This is a genomic window from Mucilaginibacter humi (assembly GCF_013087555.1).
In genome coordinates, this window is sequence record NZ_JABFCR010000043.1 from 1 (window position 1) to 19,700 (window position 19,700).

The window sequence follows — 19,700 nt, forward strand, 5'->3', positions numbered from 1 at the left end:
GCAAAGCAAAGGTTTGGTATGCGTCGTTATCGCGCTAACAGAATTTTTTGCTAGTTCGCAGCGGTCATTTCTTACTATTACCCAATAACTCACCGGCTATTGGATACGCGCTCGTGATACCCGACGTGGTTTCGCCGTTTGATCGGTAAGCGCAAAGTTCCGCGTGGTTGAAAGCGATAAATCAGGCAAAGTAATCGCACTGGGGCAACATTAGCGACCGCCAGCGCGGATGGGAGCAATGTAGGTCACACTGCGCCTGATCGGCACAGCCGGAACCATCTTACTATCGTCGCACAGTGGTCCGTCATCGCCTATATCAACCAAAATAATTGATTTAGCTGGCAGAATTTTGACCTGACCCGAATATCTCGCTCCTGAAACCGGTATCTTTGTTTTGGAAGTTAACCATTTGATCTCCATTCTTAATAATTCTCATCATGGGGACACGGCACAGTCTCGCTCGTGGATTGCGGGATGGTCTTTTCTTCTTGATTTTTTACCTCTTTATACATCATCACCGGCAGCTGTCGTTGCGTGTACATATCGATCGGTACCGTCGCGCTTGCATGACAGGCCGCGTAGAACCTCCGGGAATGATTGCTTAGCACTACGTTGTTCGCCGTACTATTAATTTCCTTGTCACCGGAGAAAGAACTGAAGTCGCCAAACACGGCAGGTTTCCAAATTCAGATCCCCGTCGAATAAATGCCAAAAAGATTACATCTGGAACAGCTACTGCTTTCAAGTAGTCTTTTCTCGGCTGCCTTACTGGTTTGGGGTAATAGCATCCGCAGTGTATACCGCCCATCCTCGCGTAAGCACAGCCCGGCATCTCGCGCACGCCGGTATTGACATTGCCGCCAATATCGGCTGCTTCAGAATCATCAGTACCGTAAGCGGTGGCCTTCGGGCACTGGAACCTGCCTCGTCCCATTCCCATGCCCATCGCGTTTGCGCGGCTTTATTGTTTGATGTCGATACTGTCGCATTATCACGCGTAGTGTCACTATATGCATCGGCTACAGTTTCACCTACCGATAGTAGTTGCTATTTAATAGGCACATCAAGGGGCGTGATTTATTATTCATACAAAGTGCAGCTTAACCAGCCTGATATCAGTGTTTCTAAGAAACTTTTTCCTTCGGGGGTAGTTAGGTTCACGCTGTTTAAAGGTAAAACACCACTAAATGAGCGCGCAGTATTCATTGATAATCACGACGAATTAAATATCGGCATCAAACCCAATAAAACCACTTACAAAAAACGCGATAGTGTAAGTTTAAGCATAGAGGTTAAAGACAAAGGCGGGTTCCCGGTGCAGGGTAATTTTTCACTTACCGTTACTGATGATTCGCAAGTAAGGGCCGATAGTATTGGCAATTACAGTATCAATACCAGCATATTACTCAACGCCGATCTGAAAGGGAATATTGAAGGCCCCGGCTATTACATCAACCGCAAAGATAAACAAGCCTGGCAGGCTTTAGACAACCTGATGCTTACGCAAGGATGGACGGGCTATACTTGGGCGGATGTATTTACACCTAAACCAGTAAAGTTTTTAGCCGAGAAAGAATTTAAAATAACCGGCAGGGTATCTAACCTTTTAATAAGCCTGTTCCAAATTCAAAGGTGATAATTTCATCGCGCAAGCCATCTTTTTAACATTTGCTACAACAGATTCGGCAGGGATCTATGTATTTAAAAACCTGCCGAATATTGATAGCGGCTCGTTCTTTATCCAGGCTAATAACGACAAAGGCAAAAAGATAAATTTTGGCGAGATAACGGTAGCTAAGTTTAAAGCACCAAATATTCCCGGAACCTTACGCGACCAATTGCAGCCCCGGTATGTAAACAGCGACAGTGTACAATTAAATTATGTACTACGCAAAGCGGCAAGCAACAGTGATGATAATATAAAAATGACCGGAATAGTATTAAAAGAGGTAAAAATCAAAGAGAAAAAGATTATTAAACTATCCCGCAATCCGCTTGGCGAGGCTGATGCCGACATTGTTTATGATGAAAAGGATATTAAAGAATCGGGAGTGCAAAATTTGTATGAGTTGCTAAAACAAAAAGTACCGGGTTTTAGGGTAGATAATTACTTCAGGTCCGACCATCCGTGGGGTGCAAAATTCCCTGCCAAGCCCAAAATCAATTATTTAGTTGTTAATATAAAACTTGACGGTGGCGGATTACCATTGCGTATTGACGATAGATACTCGGTGGAAGAGTATATAGACGAGATGAGCCAGATACAAATAGTAAACCTAACAGGTATTGAAGTAATTTTTACTGAACCACGCCTTAACAGGTTAAAAGCATTGTACCTTAAAGATTGGCCACCAATGCCAACTATTGTATTAACAACTAAAGATGGTTCCGGCTGGTATAGATCGGGTACACCCGGTGTGGTAACTTACCGCCCATTACCCGTAATGCATCCGCAGCAATTTTACAGTCCTAAATATAATGTTGCCCCCGGTGCGATTACTTTGCCTGATTATCGCTCAACCATACACTGGGAACCCAACATAGCTACCGATCAAAACGGCAAAGCCAAAGTATCTTTCTACACGTCAGACATCGCAGGCGCGTATACAGTAACTGTCGCCGGGGTTGATGTAACCGGGTGGATTGGTGACAGCCAAATAAAGATTAATAAGTAAAAGTGGCCATATATGAACTATAAAAAAATTCTGTTAACACTTGTGCTGTTAAGCACTATACTAAACCTGCTTGCGCAAAGAAGCAATGGATATTTAGCCACGCCTGATAAAGACCTGTTACGTATTAAAGCCCCGTTGGATAGCTTTAACCGGAGGCTGCCCGTAGAGAAAGTTTACCTGCATACCGACAAACCATATTATAATATTGGCGATACGCTTTGGTTTAAAGCATATTTATTAGACGGGGTAAACCTAACCGCATCAAAGTTAAGCGGGTTGTTATATGTTGAACTGGATGATGACAGCGCACAAATGGTGAGGCGCATTAGCATACCCATTAAAGAGGGGCTTGGTTGGGCGCAGATGCCACTGGTTAAAAATATTTTCCACGAGGGCGGCTATACCCTACGCGCCTATACCAACTGGATGCAAAACTTTGGCGAAGACTATGTTTTTAGCCAAAGGTTTTATTTGGGTGTACCGGCCCAGGATGCCCGGCTGGTGAAATCGGCAGCGACAATAAGCCGCACAAATAATAAAGACCAGCTAAACGTAGAACTGAAACTTCGTAAAGCCGACAAATTTAGTTCGGCAGTTGGTATAAAAAAGGTAGAGGTGCGTATTTATGATCAGGACCATTATATATACAAAGAAGAACTGCAAACCGGCATTGATGGCTCGCTTAGATTTAGCCATGTATTAAAAGAAAGGGCAGACAGTCGTCGGATACGCTTGCAGCTTACTTCGTTAGAGCCAACTGACAATAACAAAGTTGTACAGGTTCCGCTCCCTATTAATCGAAACCAAAACATCGACCTGCAGTTTCTTCCCGAAGGCGGCAGTTTGGTTGCGGGGCTTACATCTATCGTGGGCTTTAAGGCTCTTGCCGAAGATGGACATGGCATATCCGTTCTGGGTGATATTTACAATGGTAGAGGTGATAAAGTGGCAACTTTTACCACTATTCATGATGGCATGGGTAGCTTTGAGTTTACCCCAAAAGCTGGCGAGGTTTATACAGCCCGGTTAAGCCAGCCAGTTGGAAAAAGTTTTGATCTGCCTAAGATCAGTCCTAACGGAACAGTTATGCATGTAGTAAATACAGAGCAGGGCAATACGGTTAAAGTAAGCCTAAAGGGCCTGGCTTCACTGCCTGCTGATAGCGCTTATTTTTTAATTGGCACTTCGCGGGGCCAAATTTATTACTCTCAAAAGGTAGAACTTAGCCGGGGAGAGCTAATGATCAACAAACGGCTCTTTCCATCGGGCATAGCCCGCTTAACTTTTTTAAAAACAAAACGCCATTAAACCAGCGGGTGGTATTTATAGATAACCACGATGAGTTGAATATCCATATCACGCCTAATAAAACCATCTATAGAAAACGGGATAGCGTTGCTTTAACTATTGAGGTGAAAGACAAAAGCGGGTTCCCGGTGCAGGGTAGCTTTTCATTAACAGTTACCGACGATTCGCAGGTGAGACCAGATACCACGGGTAATTACAGCATTAACACCAGTTTGTTGTTAAATGCCGATCTGAAAGGAAATATAGAAAACCCCGGCTATTACATAAATCGTAAAGATAAACAAGCCTGGCAGGCACTGGATAATTTGATGCTAACGCAGGGGTGGACAGGGTATGACTGGAAGAATGTGTTTGCCCCGGCTAAACCGCCAAAATTTGAGGCAGAAAAAGAGTTTAAGATAACTGGCAGAGTGACCACGCTTACCAATAAACCCGTAGCTCCGGGATTTTCGGTATTAGTATCATCACAAAAACCAGCCTTCGTAAAAACATTTTATACCGACGAAAACGGCCGGTTCTGGCTAATAAATTACCGGTTATTGATAGCGGTTCGTTTTTCCTGCAGGCAAAAAACGCCAAGGGAAAAAGCATGACGTTTGGCAATGTTAGTGTAGATAAATTTAAGGCGCCGCCCGTGCCCGAAACTTTGAGCGACCCTATCCTGCCCCTGGTACGTAAATCCTGATACCACCCAAATAAATTATGTAAAACGCACCGCCGAAAGTAACAACGAAAAAAACATCAGGTACAATGGTATTGTATTAAAAGAGGTAAAAATAAAAAGCAAAAAGATTATCAAAGATTCCTTTAACCGAAACGGCCCGGGGAATGCCGACCTGTCTTTTGATGAGCAGGATATTAAAGAATCGGCCGTACTTAACTTATACCAACTGCTAAAACAAAAACTACCCGGTTTAAAAATAGTAGAGGAGCATAATATGCCTACGCTAAAATTAAACAATGCTATTGTTGTTATCCATATAGATGGCGGCGGCTTAGATCTGTTTATGGGTGCCAACCCAACAGTTGAAGAATTAGAAGAGGAGTTGAGCCAATACCAGATAGCAACCTTTAAGGGTATGGAAGTATATTACACTGAAAAGAACATGGTGAATTACCTTGAGCCCAGAAATTGGTGGATTAATCCACATTTTACCGGTAAGCAAATTGCATTATCAGAAGCCGCAATACTTGGTGGTAAATTTTTTGATAGCGACGGAAACCCCGGGGCCTTAAGCAAGATCCGTTCAATCCTATCTTAAGCGGCTGGGTATATAAGGTAGGTTATAAACCTGGTTATCTGGAAGCAAGGGCAAATGTTTTGACTAATAAAACGCCCGATTTCGCCAGTATTGATATCACTACCAAAAATGGTAATGGCTGGTTCAAAAACCTTGCGCCCAGCGTTGTAACTTACAGGCCATTGCCGGTAATGCGTCCCATGCAGTTTTACAGTCCTAAATATAATGTTGATCCCTGGTGCAGCTATCAAGCCTGATTACCGCGCAACCCTGTATTGGGAGCCAAACATCACAACTGACCAAAACGGCAAGGCGAAGGTGTCTTTCTATACATCTGACATCGCAAGTAAGTATACCGTAACAGTTGCAGGGGTGGATGTAACTGGTTGGATCGGCGACAGCCAGATAAAGATCACCCCGCAAAAGCCTTAGCCCGGGTAATTTTTTATTAAGGTATTTTAACTTATTGATAAGCGATATTAGCTTTTCTCCCTGAAAGCTGCTGATTAACAGCATGGTTGATTTAAGGGTATAGTAATTGTCCATTATAATTCAATAGCTTTATTGCTGTAAACCAAAGCTATGACCTTAAGAAGAAACCTGCTGGCGCTTGTACTGCTATGTACATCGTGTAGCCTGTATGCACAAAACAACGATCTGAAACTATGGTATGATGCACCATCCGGCGCGGTATGGGAGCGCGCGATGCCTGTGGGCAACGGCCGCATTGCAGGTATGGTGTACGGCAACCCCGCCCGCGAAACCATACAAATGAACGAAGCCACGCTATGGAGCGGCGGCCCAAGCCGTAACGACAGCAAAACTTCGCTGGCTGCTTTGCCTGAGGTTAGGCGACTGATATTTGAAAATAAATATAAAGAAGCCGCTGCCCCGGCCGAAAGAACCTTCCGTTCAAACCCTAATAATGCAATGTGTTATCAGCCCGTGGGCAACCTGTTTTTAAACTTCCCGGGGCATGATCAGTATCAAAACTACTATCGCGATCTGAATATATCAAAAGCCATAGCCACAACAACCTACACTGTTGCGGGGGTTACCTATAAACGCGAGGTTTTCTCATCGCACGCTAACAATGTAATGATAGTACATCTAACTGCAAGCAAGCCAGGTAGCCTTACCTTTTCGGCAGCGATGAAGAGCCCTCAGAAATCAAACCCTGGTTACTAAAGGTAAAGATGAACTGGTGCTATCCGGTGTATCCGGCGACCGTAATGGTATAAAGGGCGTAGATAAATTCCAGGCACTGGTAAAAGTAAAATTAGATGGCGGCCAGGTTGCCGCGTCTGATACATCAGTTAACGTAACTAATGCTACCGCGGCCACGCTGTTTATATCCATAGCTACAAATTTTGTTAAGTATGATGATATCAGCGCTGATGAATCTGCCCGCGCAAACAGCTATCTGGATAAGGCCTGGCCTATCCCTTATGCTACATTGGCTAATAATCATATTAAGGCCTACCAGAAATACTTTAACCGGGTTAAGCTATACCTTGGTACTACCGAAGCGGCAAAAAAACCGACGGACACCCGTCTGGCCGATTTCGCGACAGGTAATGACCCTGAACTGGTTGAACTGTACTTCCAATTTGGCAGGTATTTGCTTATCTCGTCATCACAACCCGGCGGCCAGCCTGCTAACCTGCAGGGTATCTGGAACAAAGAAATGAATCCGCCATGGGGCAGCAAGTATACCATCAACATTAATACAGAAATGAACTACTGGCCATCGGAAGTTACCAACCTTGCCGAGATGCACGAACCGTTGATACAAATGGTGAAAGACCTATCGGTAACCGGGCAGGAAACCGCCGGGGATATGTATGGCGTTGGCGGCTGGGTAACACATCATAATACAGACATTTGGCGCATTACCGGCCCCGTAGATGGTGTTTATTCTGGTCTTTGGCCATCGGGTGGTGCCTGGTTAAGTACGCAGCTGTGGGACAGGTATATGTACAATGGCGACAAAGCTTATTTAAAAACCGTTTACCCTGCTTTGCGTGGCGCGGCACAGTTTTACCTCGAGTCGCTGATAGAAGAGCCGGAGCATAAATGGCTGGTAATATCTCCGTCAAACTCTCCGGAGAATAACCCTGCTGCGCATCCCGGTGTATCAACCGATGCGGGTGTTACCATGGATAACCAGTTGGTATTTGATATTTTCAGTGAGGTGATGTCGGCAGCTAAAATATTAGGGGTTGATAAAGAATTTTCGGCCAAGCTAAAAGCCGCCCGCGACCGCCTGCCGCCTATGCAAATAGGTCAGTACAGCCAATTGCAGGAGTGGCTTAAGGACCTGGATAACCCTAAGGACCATAACCGCCACGTATCGCACCTGTATGGTTTGTACCCAAGCAACCAGATCTCGCCATATCGTACGCCCGAGCTTTTTGACGCGGCACGCACTTCCCTGACATACCGTACCGATGTATCAACCGGTTGGAGCATGGGCTGGAAGGTAAACTTCTGGGCAAGATTATTAGATGGCAATCACGCCTTGAAGCTGATACAGAACCAGTTAACACCGACGGGCAAAAACAAAGGCGTTTCTAACAACGGTGGCGGTACCTACCCTAACCTGTTTGATGCGCACCCCCGTTCCAGATTGATGGTAACTTTGGCTGTGCCGCCGGGATTACTGAAATGCTGATGCAAAGTGCTGACGGTGCCCTTAACCTGCTACCGGCCTTACCGGATGCATGGGCGAACGGAACCATCAGCGGTATCCGCGCACGCGGTGGTTTTGAAATAGTTAGCATGGAATGGAAAGATGGTAAGCTGGCAAAAGCGGTAATAAAATCAACGCTGGGTGGTAACTGCAGGCTGCGGCTACCTAATAGCGCCAGACTGGTTGGCGGGACGTTAAAGACGGCGAAAGGCGCAAACACCAATTTCTTTTACCAGAACGAGGAAACAGCCAAACCTATTATATCAGCCCAGGCACAATTAAAACCGGTAGGTAATAAAGAAACTTTGTTGTATGATTTTGCCACCACAGCAGGCAAAACTTACATAGTAGTAGGGTTGTAATATCGCCATTTTGGTGTAGATTGTTTAGCAGAAGGCGGCACGGTGGTGTCGCCTTCTTTATTTGGTGTGTATAGCCTGCGCAGAGTTTGTGCCTGTTTCACGCGAGTGTGACACAGATGAAACAAGTGAAACCTTTTTCGAAGTAATGCCTTGCTTGTCAATGATTTATAAAAAATCAGTGAAACAAAATGAAACAATTTTTTGATGGTAATTATCTGATAATAAACAGCTTGTAAAAAAATTTAAATGTTTAAACATATAGGCAATATAACACAACTTTATCGTCAGGATACCTCAGCTAAGAATAACGGTTATGCATTGACTATCAAATGATTGCAAATGGTACCGATTTGACTTAAAAGCGAGCAAATTGAATAATTTTTAATTCAGGTTTAACACTTCTTTGTACCTTGTAACTACCATAGGCGCAAGTGATCACCACAAAACAATGAAAATTTTCAGCATTACATCATTTATAACCCCGCTGTTGTCTTTGGTTTTGTTTGGTTTAGGAGATAAACCAGCACCCGTTAAAGCAATCAGCTCCAACGATTTTTTAAACAGCATCGGTGTCAACTCGGCAATTTCAAGACGAGGCGAGCGGATGGATAAAACCATTGAGGCCATCCGGTACACCGGCATCCGCTGGATTCGGTCGGGTTATGAAGGTGGGGCTACCGATGAGGATTACCAAACCCTTCACCGCGAAACCGGCGTGCGCTTTAGCTATGGATTAATGAGCGGTGGTACCAATATCGCCAAGTTGCTCACCGGTGGCCGGATGCTGGCGGCAAGTGGTGCGCTGCTGGCTTTCGAGGGTAATAACGAGCCCAACAACTGGGGTGTAAATTATAAAGGCGAACAAGGCGGCAAGAACCAAAGCTGGCTGGCTGTGGCCAAACTACAAGCCGACCTGTACAAAGCAGTAAAAGCCGACCCAACCCTAAAGCAATATCCCGTATGGAGCATCAGCGAGGGCGGCGCGCAGACCGACAACGTTGGCCTGCAATACCTGCAGGTCCCCGCCGGCACAAACGCTATGATGCCCGACGGTACCCGATATGCCGACTACGCCACCTGTCATAATTATTTTAGCCACCCAAGCCATAAGGGTTTGTATGATAACCAAACCGGAACGCTGCCGACCCGGGTCGCCTTTGTAAAGTCGACGGGTTATTTGGCAATTATGGTAAAACCTGGCGCAGCAAATTTACCGGCTATGCCGAAGATGAGCTGATTAACTTGCCCAAAGTAACCACAGAAACCGGCGTCACTATTGATGATACTTTTACCGAGGAAAAGCAGGCCTGCCTGTATCTAAACCTGTACCTGGCCCAGTTTAAGCGTAAGTGGAGCTATACAGCTATTTATTTACTGCGCGACAGGAGCGACGAGGCCGGTAACCAAACATTTGGCTTTTACCAAAAGGATTACACTCCACGCAAGGCCGCCGTTTATCTGCATAATTTTACCACTATTCTGGCCGATAAAGCGATAAGCAAAAGAGCCCCTGCCAGCCTGGCTTATACCATCGCCAATCAGCCCGAAACCGTGCACGACCTGTTATTGCAAAACAGTAATAGTAAGTTCCAGTTGGTTATATGGGGTGAGAAAGCAACCGGTAGCGACCGGGTAACCCTAACCCCGGGTAAAAAGGCGACACGGGTAAATGTGTATGACCCAACCGTTGGCACTACTTCGGTTGCTAATTATAAGAATGTTAGTCGGCTGACGCTGAATTTAAGTGATCATCCTTTGGTGGTGGAATTGTAATGTTAAAATAACCACAACCTCTTTACAGGCCCATGCGTTAAAGTGCTTATTAATACTAATTTTGTGCGATGCGTGTGCGGGGTCTGCCTCTAATCTTTTCATTTTTTTGTGCTTTTTAGTTAATACCACGCTGGGGCAAACAATTACTGTTGTAAGCGCACCCAGCGCCGTTACTACTACCTATGGTACACCCTCCATACCGTGCAGTTTTAGTGTGGCTGGAACTGGTTTAACCGGGCCAGTTACTGTTACCCCGCTGGCAGGCTTTGAAGTGAGTACGAATAATGTCAACTTTAGCCCAACGCTTACCATACCCAATACCGGCACCCTGGCATCAACTATGGTTTATTCGCGGTTAGCCGGTACAACAAACGCGGGCACTTACCCGGGCGATATTGTATTAAGCAGCCCGGGCGCCGCAAATGTTAATGTACCTGTAAACGGCGTTGTTAATAAGCGGTTATTAAATATTACCGGCAGCTATCTTAAAACTTATGGCGGTACGGTAGCCAACGTCACTTTATATTACAATACCCCCGGTGTTACGTTTACCAATCCGTCGTTTCAAAACGGTAACAGTTTTAATTCGATAGATATTGCGTTCGTCGCGGGGACCGGGGCCACAGATGTGGTAGGCACCTATCCCGGCGCTGTAGTTATGTCAAACCTTACCGGTCGCAATGGCTATTTAAGTAGTAACTATACGGTAACTTATGCGCCTGTAGATATGGTTATTACACCCGCGCCATTAACTATAACCATTAGTAAAGTAACCAAACCATATGGCACGGCATTAACCACTACAACCGGCGTAACCAGCTTTACAACCACAGGATTAAAAAATAGCGAAACCGTAGGCAGCGTAACTGTTAACTACGGAGCCGGAGCAGCGGCCAACGCGGCGGCTGGCACTTATTCCGGATCGGTAGTAGCTTCCGCGGCTACCGGCGGTAGTTTTTTGCCGGCCAATTATGCTATTACCTATGTAGCTGCCCCGCTTGATGTAACCGCGCCGCCGCCACCTGTAATTACCGTTGTAACTACGCCGCAGCCGGTTAATACAGTTTATGGTACGCCATCACCTTCAACCAGTTTTACGATAGCTGCTGCAAACCTTGCGTCAGGCGTTTTGGTTACCCCGCCGCCGGGGTTTGAAGTAAGTACAGATAATGTAGCTTTCAGCAGTACCGTAACCGTCGGGTCGGTAGGGAGTATTACTTCAGTACCGGTGTATATCAGGCTGGCGGCAATTACCAATGCGGGCGCCTATGACGGCAATATAGTGTTGAGCAGCGGCGCAACCACCACAAACGTAACCATGCCAACCAGCACGGTAAGCCCTGCGCCTTTAACCCTCGCTGCGATCAATGAAACTAAATATTACGGAGGTGTTGCAACGGAGCCTGCCAGCTCCAATAAATTTAGCATCACCGCCGGAAGTTTAAAAAACGGGAATACGATTATAGGTGTGGCTTTAACCTATGGCTTGGGCAAAGCAGCGACGGTAAAGATTGGCACGTATACAGGCAGTGTAAATATAACAGGTGTAAACGGAGCTAACGGCTTTTTAGTAAGCAATTATGCTATCAGTTATACGCCCGCTAACATCATTATTGAACCCCGCCCGCTTACCATAATAGTCAACAACGCGTCTAAAATATATGGCGAAACTTTAACCGGCGGGCCGGGTAGTATCGCGTTTATAACTCAGGGCCTGCAAAACGACGAAACCGTTAACAGTGCTACTTTAACCTACGCCGCGGGCGGGGCGGCTAAGGATGATGTCGGGAATTATGCCGGTAAAATCGAACTATCCAATCCGGTCGGCGTGACGTTTATTGCAAGCAATTATACTATAACCTACGTACCCGGCAACCTGACCGTAAACCCAGCCCCGCTTACCATAACGGCTGTCGATACCTTAAGAAGGTATGGCGAACCAAACCCGGCATTTAAAGCAACCTACACGGGGTTTGTAAATGGCGATAACGCGACTGTGCTAACCAAACAGCCAACCCTGTCAACAACTGCCACCAACGAGTCGGGCGGTGGGAAGTACCCAATTAAGGTAGCAGACGCTGCCGCTACAAATTATACTATAACTTATGTTAACGGGGTACTTACCGTTATCCCGCCGGTAAACCTGGTTGTCCCCAACACCTTTACACCTAATTATGACGGTATTAATGATACCGGAAAATACCGGCCCCTGGCTTCCTATCCAAATTGCATGGTCAGGATCTTTAACCGCTATGGCGCGATAGTATATAATTCTATAGGTTACGGCAGCCCGTGGGATGGTACCGTTAGCGGCAGGGATGTGCCGGTGGGTGTATACTATTATATTATTGACACCAAAGTTGCTGGGATAAAAGCATCAGGAAGCTTGACGGTTATCAGGTAGATACTGGCTTTAACTTTACAGTCAATATGGTGTAATATTAATATTAAACGCGAAATGCTTTCATTCGACCCTGCACTCCAGTTGGCTATCAGGGGAGTGTTGGATATAAAACTCAGCGATTTATTTAAGCAATAGTTAACAACTGTTTATAACTGAGATTTTTTAGTTAAAACATATGTTCTTTTATTTCGTTACATTATTAAACATTTAACCTATGAATAATATACGCAACTTGCACGCAAAAGTGCATAATTGGATAGATACCATTGGTTTCCGGCTAAATGCATCACAAACCGACAGGAAAAATAAGGTGACAACCAACCATTATTTTTTGAAACATTTAATTTTTTGAAAGAAACAAAGGTGGCGATACTAAAAATTCAAAGTTTTTATGTTTTGATATGTATGGCGAAAAAGTGAGCGTACACTCGTTGCTTGACCTGCAAACCGCCTTTTTTGAAAATATAAGTCAGCTTAAATAGCCGTTTAAATTCTGCGTTTTAGGGTAATCATTACATTCATATATTTTTTATTTCGAAAAATACCAAGAATAAGCATGCGCCCGTCTGATGATCTGAACAGCTCATCAATTTGTTGCATGGATAATGGCGATACGGGCTTGAAATTTATCGCCACAATTTCATCGTCAGGTTGTAATCCGGCGGCTTCAGCTGCCGACCCCGGATCTACGGTATATTATTATATGTTGTAGGTCATCCATAACGTCCGAAAAATATACTAAGCCACTCATATCATGCTCCTCGTTTTTCCTGTAATTAGGCCCGGGCTTTAGGTAGATCACACTATCGGGATAATCAATTATCAGATCGAATTTTTTAAGGAGGCCAATACCTAAATTGCCGTCGCGTGGTACTGATAAAGAACGGGTGCGCTCTTCATCCTCGGGAAAAGCCGCTATTACATTTTTAACTTTATATTTTCCTAATTCAACTTCTTTTATACGGCTTACTGTGCCACTTATAAGGCCATTTATACCCATCCCCAAATTAGCAGTAATAAACTTTTTTTTGGATGGTAGCTTTATTAGCAACATTTTCCAATGATATAAAATGCCCGGCCCCGAGGTCAACTATTAATTTGCTTTGTTTTTCTGAGCCATCTGCAAACACTACTTTAGTTGTAAAGTAGGGCTTTTTATCTTCAATGCTTATGGGGATTTTGGTAGCTCTCTTATAAAAGCGCATATTTTTAGGTAGCGATACGCGCATGATAGTATCAGTAAAACTAATTTTTACTGCCGGGCGACTAAAAAATTCATACCCTATTAAACCATGTATGGGCCTGCCAGAATAATTAGATAAGCCGAACGCGTCTTTCTTAAATATTGCAGCGCTTACATTATTACTTATTAAACCGTCGATATCAACTTTTAGCTCCGGGGTTAAAAAGGCTTCAAACCCCGGCCCGTCACCAAATCCATTTATTTTTATGCTGCGCTTATTGGGGATGTTAAGAGAGTCTAACAAAGAGGGGTCGGTTATCAGCATAAAACCTACACCGGTATCTAAAGCAAAGTTATAAGGCCCCTTGTTGTTGATGTTTACTTTAATTACTATCAAATTACGCACAAGCTCAAAAGGGATGGTTTTACTCCGTCCGCCATCAAGCGTAAAATATTGGGCATTAACCATCAGGCAAAAGCAGCATAATATGCCTGTTAACCCTGCAATACAATAATGCTTAATATTTTTCGCCGTAGGTGCAAAATTTTATAATTGGATACTAAAATTAAAAAATTATTACCGTTATGTAAGCGTAATAATTTTTAAGCAGCCAATTAGGTTTTTTTGGCGTTTCAAGCTTACCCTTAATATCGGGATTTTGCGGCGGCAGCACTTTTACAACATGTTCAACTTCTGTTTGTACTACAGATACCGCGTATTCTGCAGGCTCTATTTTACAGCCGATAGCTTCGGCATATACTTCAGTAAACTCTGCCCCAATATATAATATTGCAGCGGTATAATAGATCCAAAGCAAAAGCAGGATAATGGAACCTGCAGCCCCATAAGCAGACGTTTGAGCGGTATATTGCAGGTAAAGGCCAATTAAGTATTGCCCAAGCATAAATAAAAGCGCGGTAAATACAGCGCCTATGCGTACATCTTTCCACCTTATTTTAACATCAGGCAGTACTTTAAAAATGATAGCAAACAAAGTAGAGATGACAACCAGCGTAATGCCAAGGTTTATGCCTTTTAATAAAAGATTAGTAACATAGGGTAAAAAATGCACCAGCTTTTTACTTAAAGCATCCATTAAAAAATTAATCACTAACGATACCATCAATAAAAACCCCGGGCTTATTATCAGCGAGAATGATAAAAACCGGTTTTGGATCAATTTAAGCCACCCTTTTTTAGGCTTGGCTTTTACCCGCCAAATAATATTGATCGAGTCCTGTATCTCAACAAATATACTGCTGGCACCTATCATCAATGTTACTATACCAAACACTACTGCAACACCTGTTTTGCCGGAAAAAGCAAGGCTCTTTAACATATCCTGTATCTGCAAGGCCGCCTTTGCTCCAACATATTGGGCAATTTGCGGATATACACGGTTAGCAGCAGCGTCATTCCCGAAAAAGAGGCCGGCTAATGATATCACCAAAATTAGCAGGGGCGCTAAAGAAAAACAGTATAGTAAGCCAGTGAGGCGCTTAATTTCAAACCATTATCATCTATAAAGCCGGTAAACGTGGCTGCTAAAATTTTCCAGATCTTTTTAAGGTAGGCTTTCCTAAAAATTTAATCATAAAATAAAATATATTTGTAATGTACGGTTAATTAGCCCGCGCATATTGCTATGAAACAATTAAATGCTATTAACGGCTTTTTTAAAGTAATATTAGCTGTATTACTTCTTAGCAATTTTAATGCCCTTGCACAAAAAACCCATATATTTATTGTTAGGGTTGCCGAGCAAAATGAGGCCGTACTGGCAGCTAACAATATCTCCCCGGCTTATCAAACGAAGGCCAGGATAGGGCCGAAGCCTTATTAAAGACATTAAAACGCGAAAAGATACAGACAATTTATATACCAACAGGCAAAGCTGCCGGGCAAACAGTAGCGCCGCTATCGACAAAGGCTAAGCTATTGGCCAGAGTTTATACGGATAGCGTTAGTGCTTTTATAAAGAAGATAACGCGCAACTTCCGGGGCACTAATGTATTGATAGTAGCGCATTATCAGGATATTATGCCGATCATTAGTGAACTGGGCGTTACACCGCCTTTTACAGAATTAAGCGAAGATGATTATGATCTGCTGTTTGCTGTCACCATAAATGAAAATGATAGCCGGGAAGTTTTTGTAAGCAACTATGGTAAAAAACACCACGTTACAGAAATACCACAACAGTATATTATTCAGAAATTCTATCCGTCATTTGTGCCGCCGGTAAACAGCCATTAAATTTTAATGGTGCGATACGATCAACAGGTCAAGGTCTTTGTTTGGTAGTTGAAAACGCTCGGCAAGGTGCTTGTTGGTTAAATGCCCCTGGTAAATATATACCGCTTCGCGAATGCCTGCTTTTGCCAGATGACATTTTTGATGCCGCCCTGCTCGCCAATCTCCAATAATATCGGTGCGAAGATATTAGTTAACGCATAAGTAGCGGTACGCGCTACGCGCGATGCGATGTTGGGTACGCAATAGTGTATTACATCATATTTGCGGAACACCGGATGGGTGTGGTTGGTTATCTCTGATGTTTCAAAACAACCGCCCCTGGTCAATACTCACATCTATAATTACCGAGTTTGGTTTCATTTTACTTACCGTAGTTTCGGTTACTATACAAGGGCTGCGGCCATCTTCGGCACGCATGGCACCTATGGCTACGTCGCAGGTGGTAATGGCTTTTTCTAAAACAATGGGTTGCACTACCGATGTAAATACCCGTGCGCCAATGTTATTTTGCAAACGGCGCAACTTATAAATGGAGGGGTCGAAAACTTTTACTTCTGCTCCTAATGATATGGCGGTGCGTGCGGCATATTCGCCAACGGTGCCTGCACCCAATATTACAATTTCGGTTGGAGGGACGCCGGTTATGCCGCCAAGCATCAGGCCCTTGCCATCAAAAACATTGCTCAGGTATTCGGCAGCTATCAGTATGGATGTCGCGCCTACTATCTCGCTCATGGCACGTACCACACTTAACGATTCGCCTTCATCGCGCAGATGTTCAAAACAAAGTGCGGTTATTTTTTTAGCCAATAAAGCATGCAGGCATTCGGGTTTTAAGGTTGAAACCTGCAGGGCCGATATTAATAGCTGACCCGGCTTCATCATAGCTATCTCCTCTAAAGTAGGTGGGGCGATTTTTATAATGATATCGGCTTCGTAAACCTTCTTTGTATCAAATACAATTTGGGCGCCTTGTTCGGCATAATCCTTATCCAAAAACTTGGCGGCTTTGCCGGCATTGCTTTCCAGCATTACCTGGTGGCCGTTATTAACCAATAAAGCTACGGATAAAGGGGTGAGGGGGATACGGTTTTCTGGAATGAAACCTCCTTTGGGATACCAATGTAAAGCTGGTTCTTTTTGTTCTTAACCTCAAGCATCGACTCCTGGGGCTGCATCATTGCCTGCTTTGCAATGTCCGAAAACCCACTGTATTTCCCTGAACTCATAATTGTTTTTTATGGACTATGAAGATAGGAAAAATACATTAAATTTTTTTCAACTGATATTTCGCGGCTATCATCATTTAAAACCTTCAGGCTTACGCTGATGTAATGCAAGGGCAACATGTCGGGGATTTTTTCGGGCCACTCGATAAAGCAGTAATTGCCTGAGTAAAAATATTCCTCGGCACCCATATCCAAAGCTTCCGTTTGGTTTTTAAGTCGATAAAAATCGAAGTGATAAATTTTAACATCCGTGCCGCGATATTCATTTACGATGGAAAATGTAGGGCTGGTAACAGCTTCTTTAACACCCAATGCCTCGCAAAGCGATTTGATGAAAGTAGTTTTGCCCGCGCCCATATCGCCGTGGAAAATGAAGGTTTTTTCGTTGCCGGCAAGTTCGAGAAGCTCTTTTGCTACAATTAAATTATCAGCTACACTTTTAGTCTCCCCCTTATACAGATGGTTCATTATAAATAAGATTTAAGCCGGGGATATTTTTAAAACCCTTATCCGAAGAAACTAAAGGGATGTCTAAATAAATGGCAGTTGCAGCAATGATTGCGTCGGGAAGTTTTAGTTTCTTTACCTGACGGATCTCGATAATTATATCTTTCATTGCAGGGATGTAATCTAAGACAATTTGTTTTGACAGGAAATCCTTCAAATCCTTCAATTCCTCAGGAAGAAAATCTTTTCCCGACAACAATTCAAGTTCAGAAATAAATGAAAAAACCGGGTTAAATTGAAAAAAGTATTTTTTTACTGCTTCGTTTCCCAATAAAAAAAAGACGGCGATGTTCGTATCAATGACAACTCTATTCCCACTCATTGCGCCACTTTTTTTGGAGTTTAAGTGGATCCATTTTACGCTTCAGGATACCGAAAAACGGCTTTAGTTCTTCGATCCTTTTAGCCGTTTGCGCCTCCTGTATCGCCTTTAATTTTTTGATATCTTTTCAGGCGAATCGTCACTTTTTATTGTTACTACCATACCCAAATTTAAACAAAAAATTTAATATCCTATTTAGGCCCATAAGTTACAATCGGGATGATCATCTCTTCTAACGATATCCCGCCGTGCTGGAAGGTCTCATTATAAAAATTCACAAAGTGATTGTAGTTGTTAGGGTAAACAAAGTAGGTATCCTCCTTAGCAAACACAAAGCTTGAGCTTACGTGCAGGCGCGGCAACATCGCATCATGCGGGTTGCGGATATGGAAAACATCCTTAGCGTTAAAGTTTAAATTACGGCCCTGTTTATAACGCAGGTTGGTATTGGTGTTACGGTCGCCAATAATTTTACTTGGCTTTTTAACGCGGATAGTACCATGGTCGGTAGTGATAACAACACGCACTTGTTTTTGTGCCAGAAACTTCAGCAGGTCAAACAACGGTGAGTGCTCAAACCATGATAGCGTTAACGAGCGGTAAGCCGCGTCATCGCTTGCCAGTTCACGGATCATCTGCATATCTGTACGGGCATGCGACAGCATATCCACAAAGTTATATACCACCACATTCAGATCGTTCTTCATCAGGTTGCTTACCGAATCGTTCAGCGCGCGGCCCTCATCAATATTTAATATTTTATGATAGGACTGTTTAATGTCTCTACGGTAAACGCGGCTGATCTGGTCGGCAATAAAATCCGATTCGAACAGGTTCTTGCCGCCTTCGTCCTCGTCATTCTGCCACATTTGCGGGTAACGTTTTTCCATCTCTAAAGGCATCAGGCCCGAGAAGATAGCGTTACGCGCATATTGCGTAGCGGTAGGTAAAATGCTGTAATAGGTGTCTTCTTCTTCCAGCTTGAAGTACTGCGATATGATAGGGTTAATGATCTTAAACTGATCATACCTTAAATTATCTATCAATATAAAAAATAACGGTACGTTGCTCTCCAACTTCGGGAACACTTTCTTCCTAAATAATTGCGGCGAACTGGTTGGCGCGGTGTCCGGGTTTTTTATCCAGTCCAGGTAATTGCGCTCAACAAATTTACAGAACTGGGTATTGGCCTCGGCTTTTTGCAAGGTCAGGATCTCGTGCATGCCGGCATCTTCCAGTTGCTGTAGCTCAAGCTCCCAATAAATCAGCTTCTTATATACATCAACCCATTCCCGGTGGCTCAGGTTGTCGTTAAGGGTTATGCCCAGCGTACGGAAATCCTGCTGGTAAGCCATGGTTGTTTTCTCGGTAACCAGGCGTTTGTTTTCCGTTAGTTTTTTTATGGTAAGCAATATTTGCTTCGGGTGAACGGGTTTGATCAGGTAGTCGCCAATTTTCGAACCAATGGCGTCTTCCATTAAATATTCCTCCTCGTTCTTGGTGATCATCACTATAGGCACATCGTTATTAATATTCTTGATCTGCGCCAGTGTTTCAATACCGGTTAAGCCGGGCATATTTTCATCCAGAAAAACCAGGTCGAAATAGTTATTTTTGAAGGCCTCAACAGCGTCATTACCATTAGTTACGGTAGTTACTTTGTAACCTTTTTCGTTTAAAAAAGTATATGTGGTTTTAACAGGTCAATCTCGTCGTCAGCCCATAATATTGTGGTATCCTGCATGGT

20 protein-coding genes and 2 pseudogenes are annotated in these 19,700 nt (G+C 43.8%); 14 read left to right on the forward strand and 8 right to left on the reverse strand.

Going from position 1 to position 19,700, the window contains the following annotated elements; all coding sequences use genetic code 11:
* Window positions 1-793: 793 nt before the first annotated feature.
* The 12 genes from HK413_RS09710 to HK413_RS09755 all read left to right on the forward strand — a co-directional run bounded on the left by HK413_RS09710 (window position 794) and on the right by HK413_RS09755 (window position 12,455).
* Window positions 794-1,636, forward strand: coding sequence for a hypothetical protein (locus tag HK413_RS09710; protein WP_175270043.1), 843 nt, complete (start codon window positions 794-796; stop codon window positions 1,634-1,636).
* A gap of 202 nt (window positions 1,637-1,838) precedes the next feature.
* The gene (locus HK413_RS09715; protein ID WP_175270044.1) at window positions 1,839-2,675 is read left to right on the forward strand and encodes an Ig-like domain-containing protein; all 837 of its coding nucleotides are present in this window, start codon (window positions 1,839-1,841) and stop codon (window positions 2,673-2,675) included.
* A gap of 12 nt (window positions 2,676-2,687) precedes the next feature.
* Complete coding sequence (locus tag HK413_RS09720) at window positions 2,688-3,983, forward strand: hypothetical protein (RefSeq protein ID WP_175270045.1); 1,296 nt, start codon at window positions 2,688-2,690, stop codon at window positions 3,981-3,983.
* A gap of 8 nt (window positions 3,984-3,991) precedes the next feature.
* Window positions 3,992-4,576, forward strand: coding sequence for a carboxypeptidase-like regulatory domain-containing protein (locus tag HK413_RS09725; RefSeq protein ID WP_175270046.1), 585 nt, complete (start codon window positions 3,992-3,994; stop codon window positions 4,574-4,576).
* Between the two features lie 345 nt (window positions 4,577-4,921).
* A complete protein-coding gene (locus HK413_RS09730) occupies window positions 4,922-5,245 on the forward strand; it encodes a hypothetical protein (protein ID WP_175270047.1) in 324 nt (107 codons plus the stop codon).
* Between the two features lie 204 nt (window positions 5,246-5,449).
* A complete protein-coding gene (locus HK413_RS09735; protein WP_175270048.1) occupies window positions 5,450-5,656 on the forward strand; it encodes a hypothetical protein in 207 nt (68 codons plus the stop codon).
* 150 nt (window positions 5,657-5,806) lie between these two features.
* Entirely contained in the window at window positions 5,807-6,412 is a 606-nt protein-coding gene (locus tag HK413_RS15310; RefSeq protein ID WP_217452212.1) for a glycoside hydrolase family 95 protein, read from the forward strand.
* A 16-nt stretch (window positions 6,413-6,428) separates the two neighbouring features.
* Window positions 6,429-7,898: a glycosyl hydrolase family 95 catalytic domain-containing protein gene (locus HK413_RS15315; RefSeq protein WP_217452213.1), complete on the forward strand. Its 1,470-nt coding sequence runs from the start codon at window positions 6,429-6,431 to the stop codon at window positions 7,896-7,898.
* Entirely contained in the window at window positions 7,892-8,278 is a 387-nt protein-coding gene (locus tag HK413_RS15320) for a glycoside hydrolase family 95-like protein (RefSeq protein WP_217452214.1), read from the forward strand. The genes HK413_RS15315 and HK413_RS15320 overlap by 7 nt, the downstream gene beginning before the upstream one ends.
* A 448-nt stretch (window positions 8,279-8,726) precedes the next feature.
* On the forward strand, window positions 8,727-9,515 hold the full coding sequence (locus tag HK413_RS09745) for a hypothetical protein (protein WP_175270049.1): 789 nt from the start codon (window positions 8,727-8,729) through the stop codon (window positions 9,513-9,515).
* Window positions 9,516-9,520: 5 nt separating this feature from the next.
* Window positions 9,521-10,051 (forward strand): hypothetical protein, encoded by a 531-nt coding sequence (locus HK413_RS09750; RefSeq protein WP_175270050.1) that lies wholly within the window; start codon window positions 9,521-9,523, stop codon window positions 10,049-10,051.
* 214 nt (window positions 10,052-10,265) lie between these two features.
* Window positions 10,266-12,455: an MBG domain-containing protein gene (locus HK413_RS09755; protein WP_217452215.1), complete on the forward strand. Its 2,190-nt coding sequence runs from the start codon at window positions 10,266-10,268 to the stop codon at window positions 12,453-12,455.
* A 486-nt stretch (window positions 12,456-12,941) separates the two neighbouring features.
* On the opposite strand, the gene HK413_RS22215 is transcribed toward HK413_RS09755, so the two are convergent.
* The 4 genes from HK413_RS22215 to HK413_RS09775 form a co-directional block, all read right to left on the reverse strand.
* Entirely contained in the window at window positions 12,942-13,091 is a 150-nt protein-coding gene (locus HK413_RS22215) for a hypothetical protein (RefSeq protein WP_394353160.1), read from the reverse strand.
* A 31-nt stretch (window positions 13,092-13,122) separates the two neighbouring features.
* Window positions 13,123-13,455 (reverse strand): hypothetical protein, encoded by a 333-nt coding sequence (locus HK413_RS09765; RefSeq protein ID WP_175270052.1) that lies wholly within the window; start codon window positions 13,453-13,455, stop codon window positions 13,123-13,125.
* Window positions 13,456-13,462: 7 nt separating this feature from the next.
* On the reverse strand, window positions 13,463-14,107 hold the full coding sequence (locus tag HK413_RS09770) for a retropepsin-like aspartic protease (RefSeq protein WP_175270053.1): 645 nt from the start codon (window positions 14,105-14,107) through the stop codon (window positions 13,463-13,465).
* Between the two features lie 97 nt (window positions 14,108-14,204).
* Entirely contained in the window at window positions 14,205-15,086 is an 882-nt protein-coding gene (locus HK413_RS09775) for a YihY/virulence factor BrkB family protein (protein WP_317169446.1), read from the reverse strand.
* Window positions 15,087-15,284: 198 nt separating this feature from the next.
* On the opposite strand from HK413_RS09775, the gene HK413_RS09780 reads away from it, so the two are divergent.
* A complete protein-coding gene (locus HK413_RS09780) occupies window positions 15,285-15,482 on the forward strand; it encodes a hypothetical protein (protein WP_175270054.1) in 198 nt (65 codons plus the stop codon).
* 95 nt (window positions 15,483-15,577) lie between these two features.
* Window positions 15,578-15,895, forward strand: coding sequence for a hypothetical protein (locus tag HK413_RS09785; protein ID WP_175270055.1), 318 nt, complete (start codon window positions 15,578-15,580; stop codon window positions 15,893-15,895).
* 3 nt (window positions 15,896-15,898) lie between these two features.
* Here HK413_RS09785 and HK413_RS09790 read toward each other — a convergent pair.
* The 4 genes and pseudogenes from HK413_RS09790 to porX form a co-directional block, all read right to left on the reverse strand.
* A pseudogene (locus tag HK413_RS09790) lies at window positions 15,899-17,124 on the reverse strand (alanine dehydrogenase).
* A gap of 9 nt (window positions 17,125-17,133) precedes the next feature.
* Window positions 17,134-17,592 carry a tRNA (adenosine(37)-N6)-threonylcarbamoyltransferase complex ATPase subunit type 1 TsaE gene (tsaE, locus tag HK413_RS09795; protein WP_175270056.1) on the reverse strand — a complete coding sequence of 153 codons (459 nt, stop codon included), beginning with the start codon at window positions 17,590-17,592 and terminating at the stop codon, window positions 17,134-17,136.
* The gene (locus HK413_RS09800) at window positions 17,576-17,953 is read right to left on the reverse strand and encodes a type II toxin-antitoxin system VapC family toxin (RefSeq protein ID WP_175270057.1); all 378 of its coding nucleotides are present in this window, start codon (window positions 17,951-17,953) and stop codon (window positions 17,576-17,578) included. The genes tsaE and HK413_RS09800 overlap by 17 nt, the downstream gene beginning before the upstream one ends.
* A gap of 191 nt (window positions 17,954-18,144) precedes the next feature.
* A pseudogene (gene porX / locus HK413_RS09805) lies at window positions 18,145-19,697 on the reverse strand (T9SS response regulator signal transducer PorX).
* Window positions 19,698-19,700 lie beyond the last annotated feature (3 nt).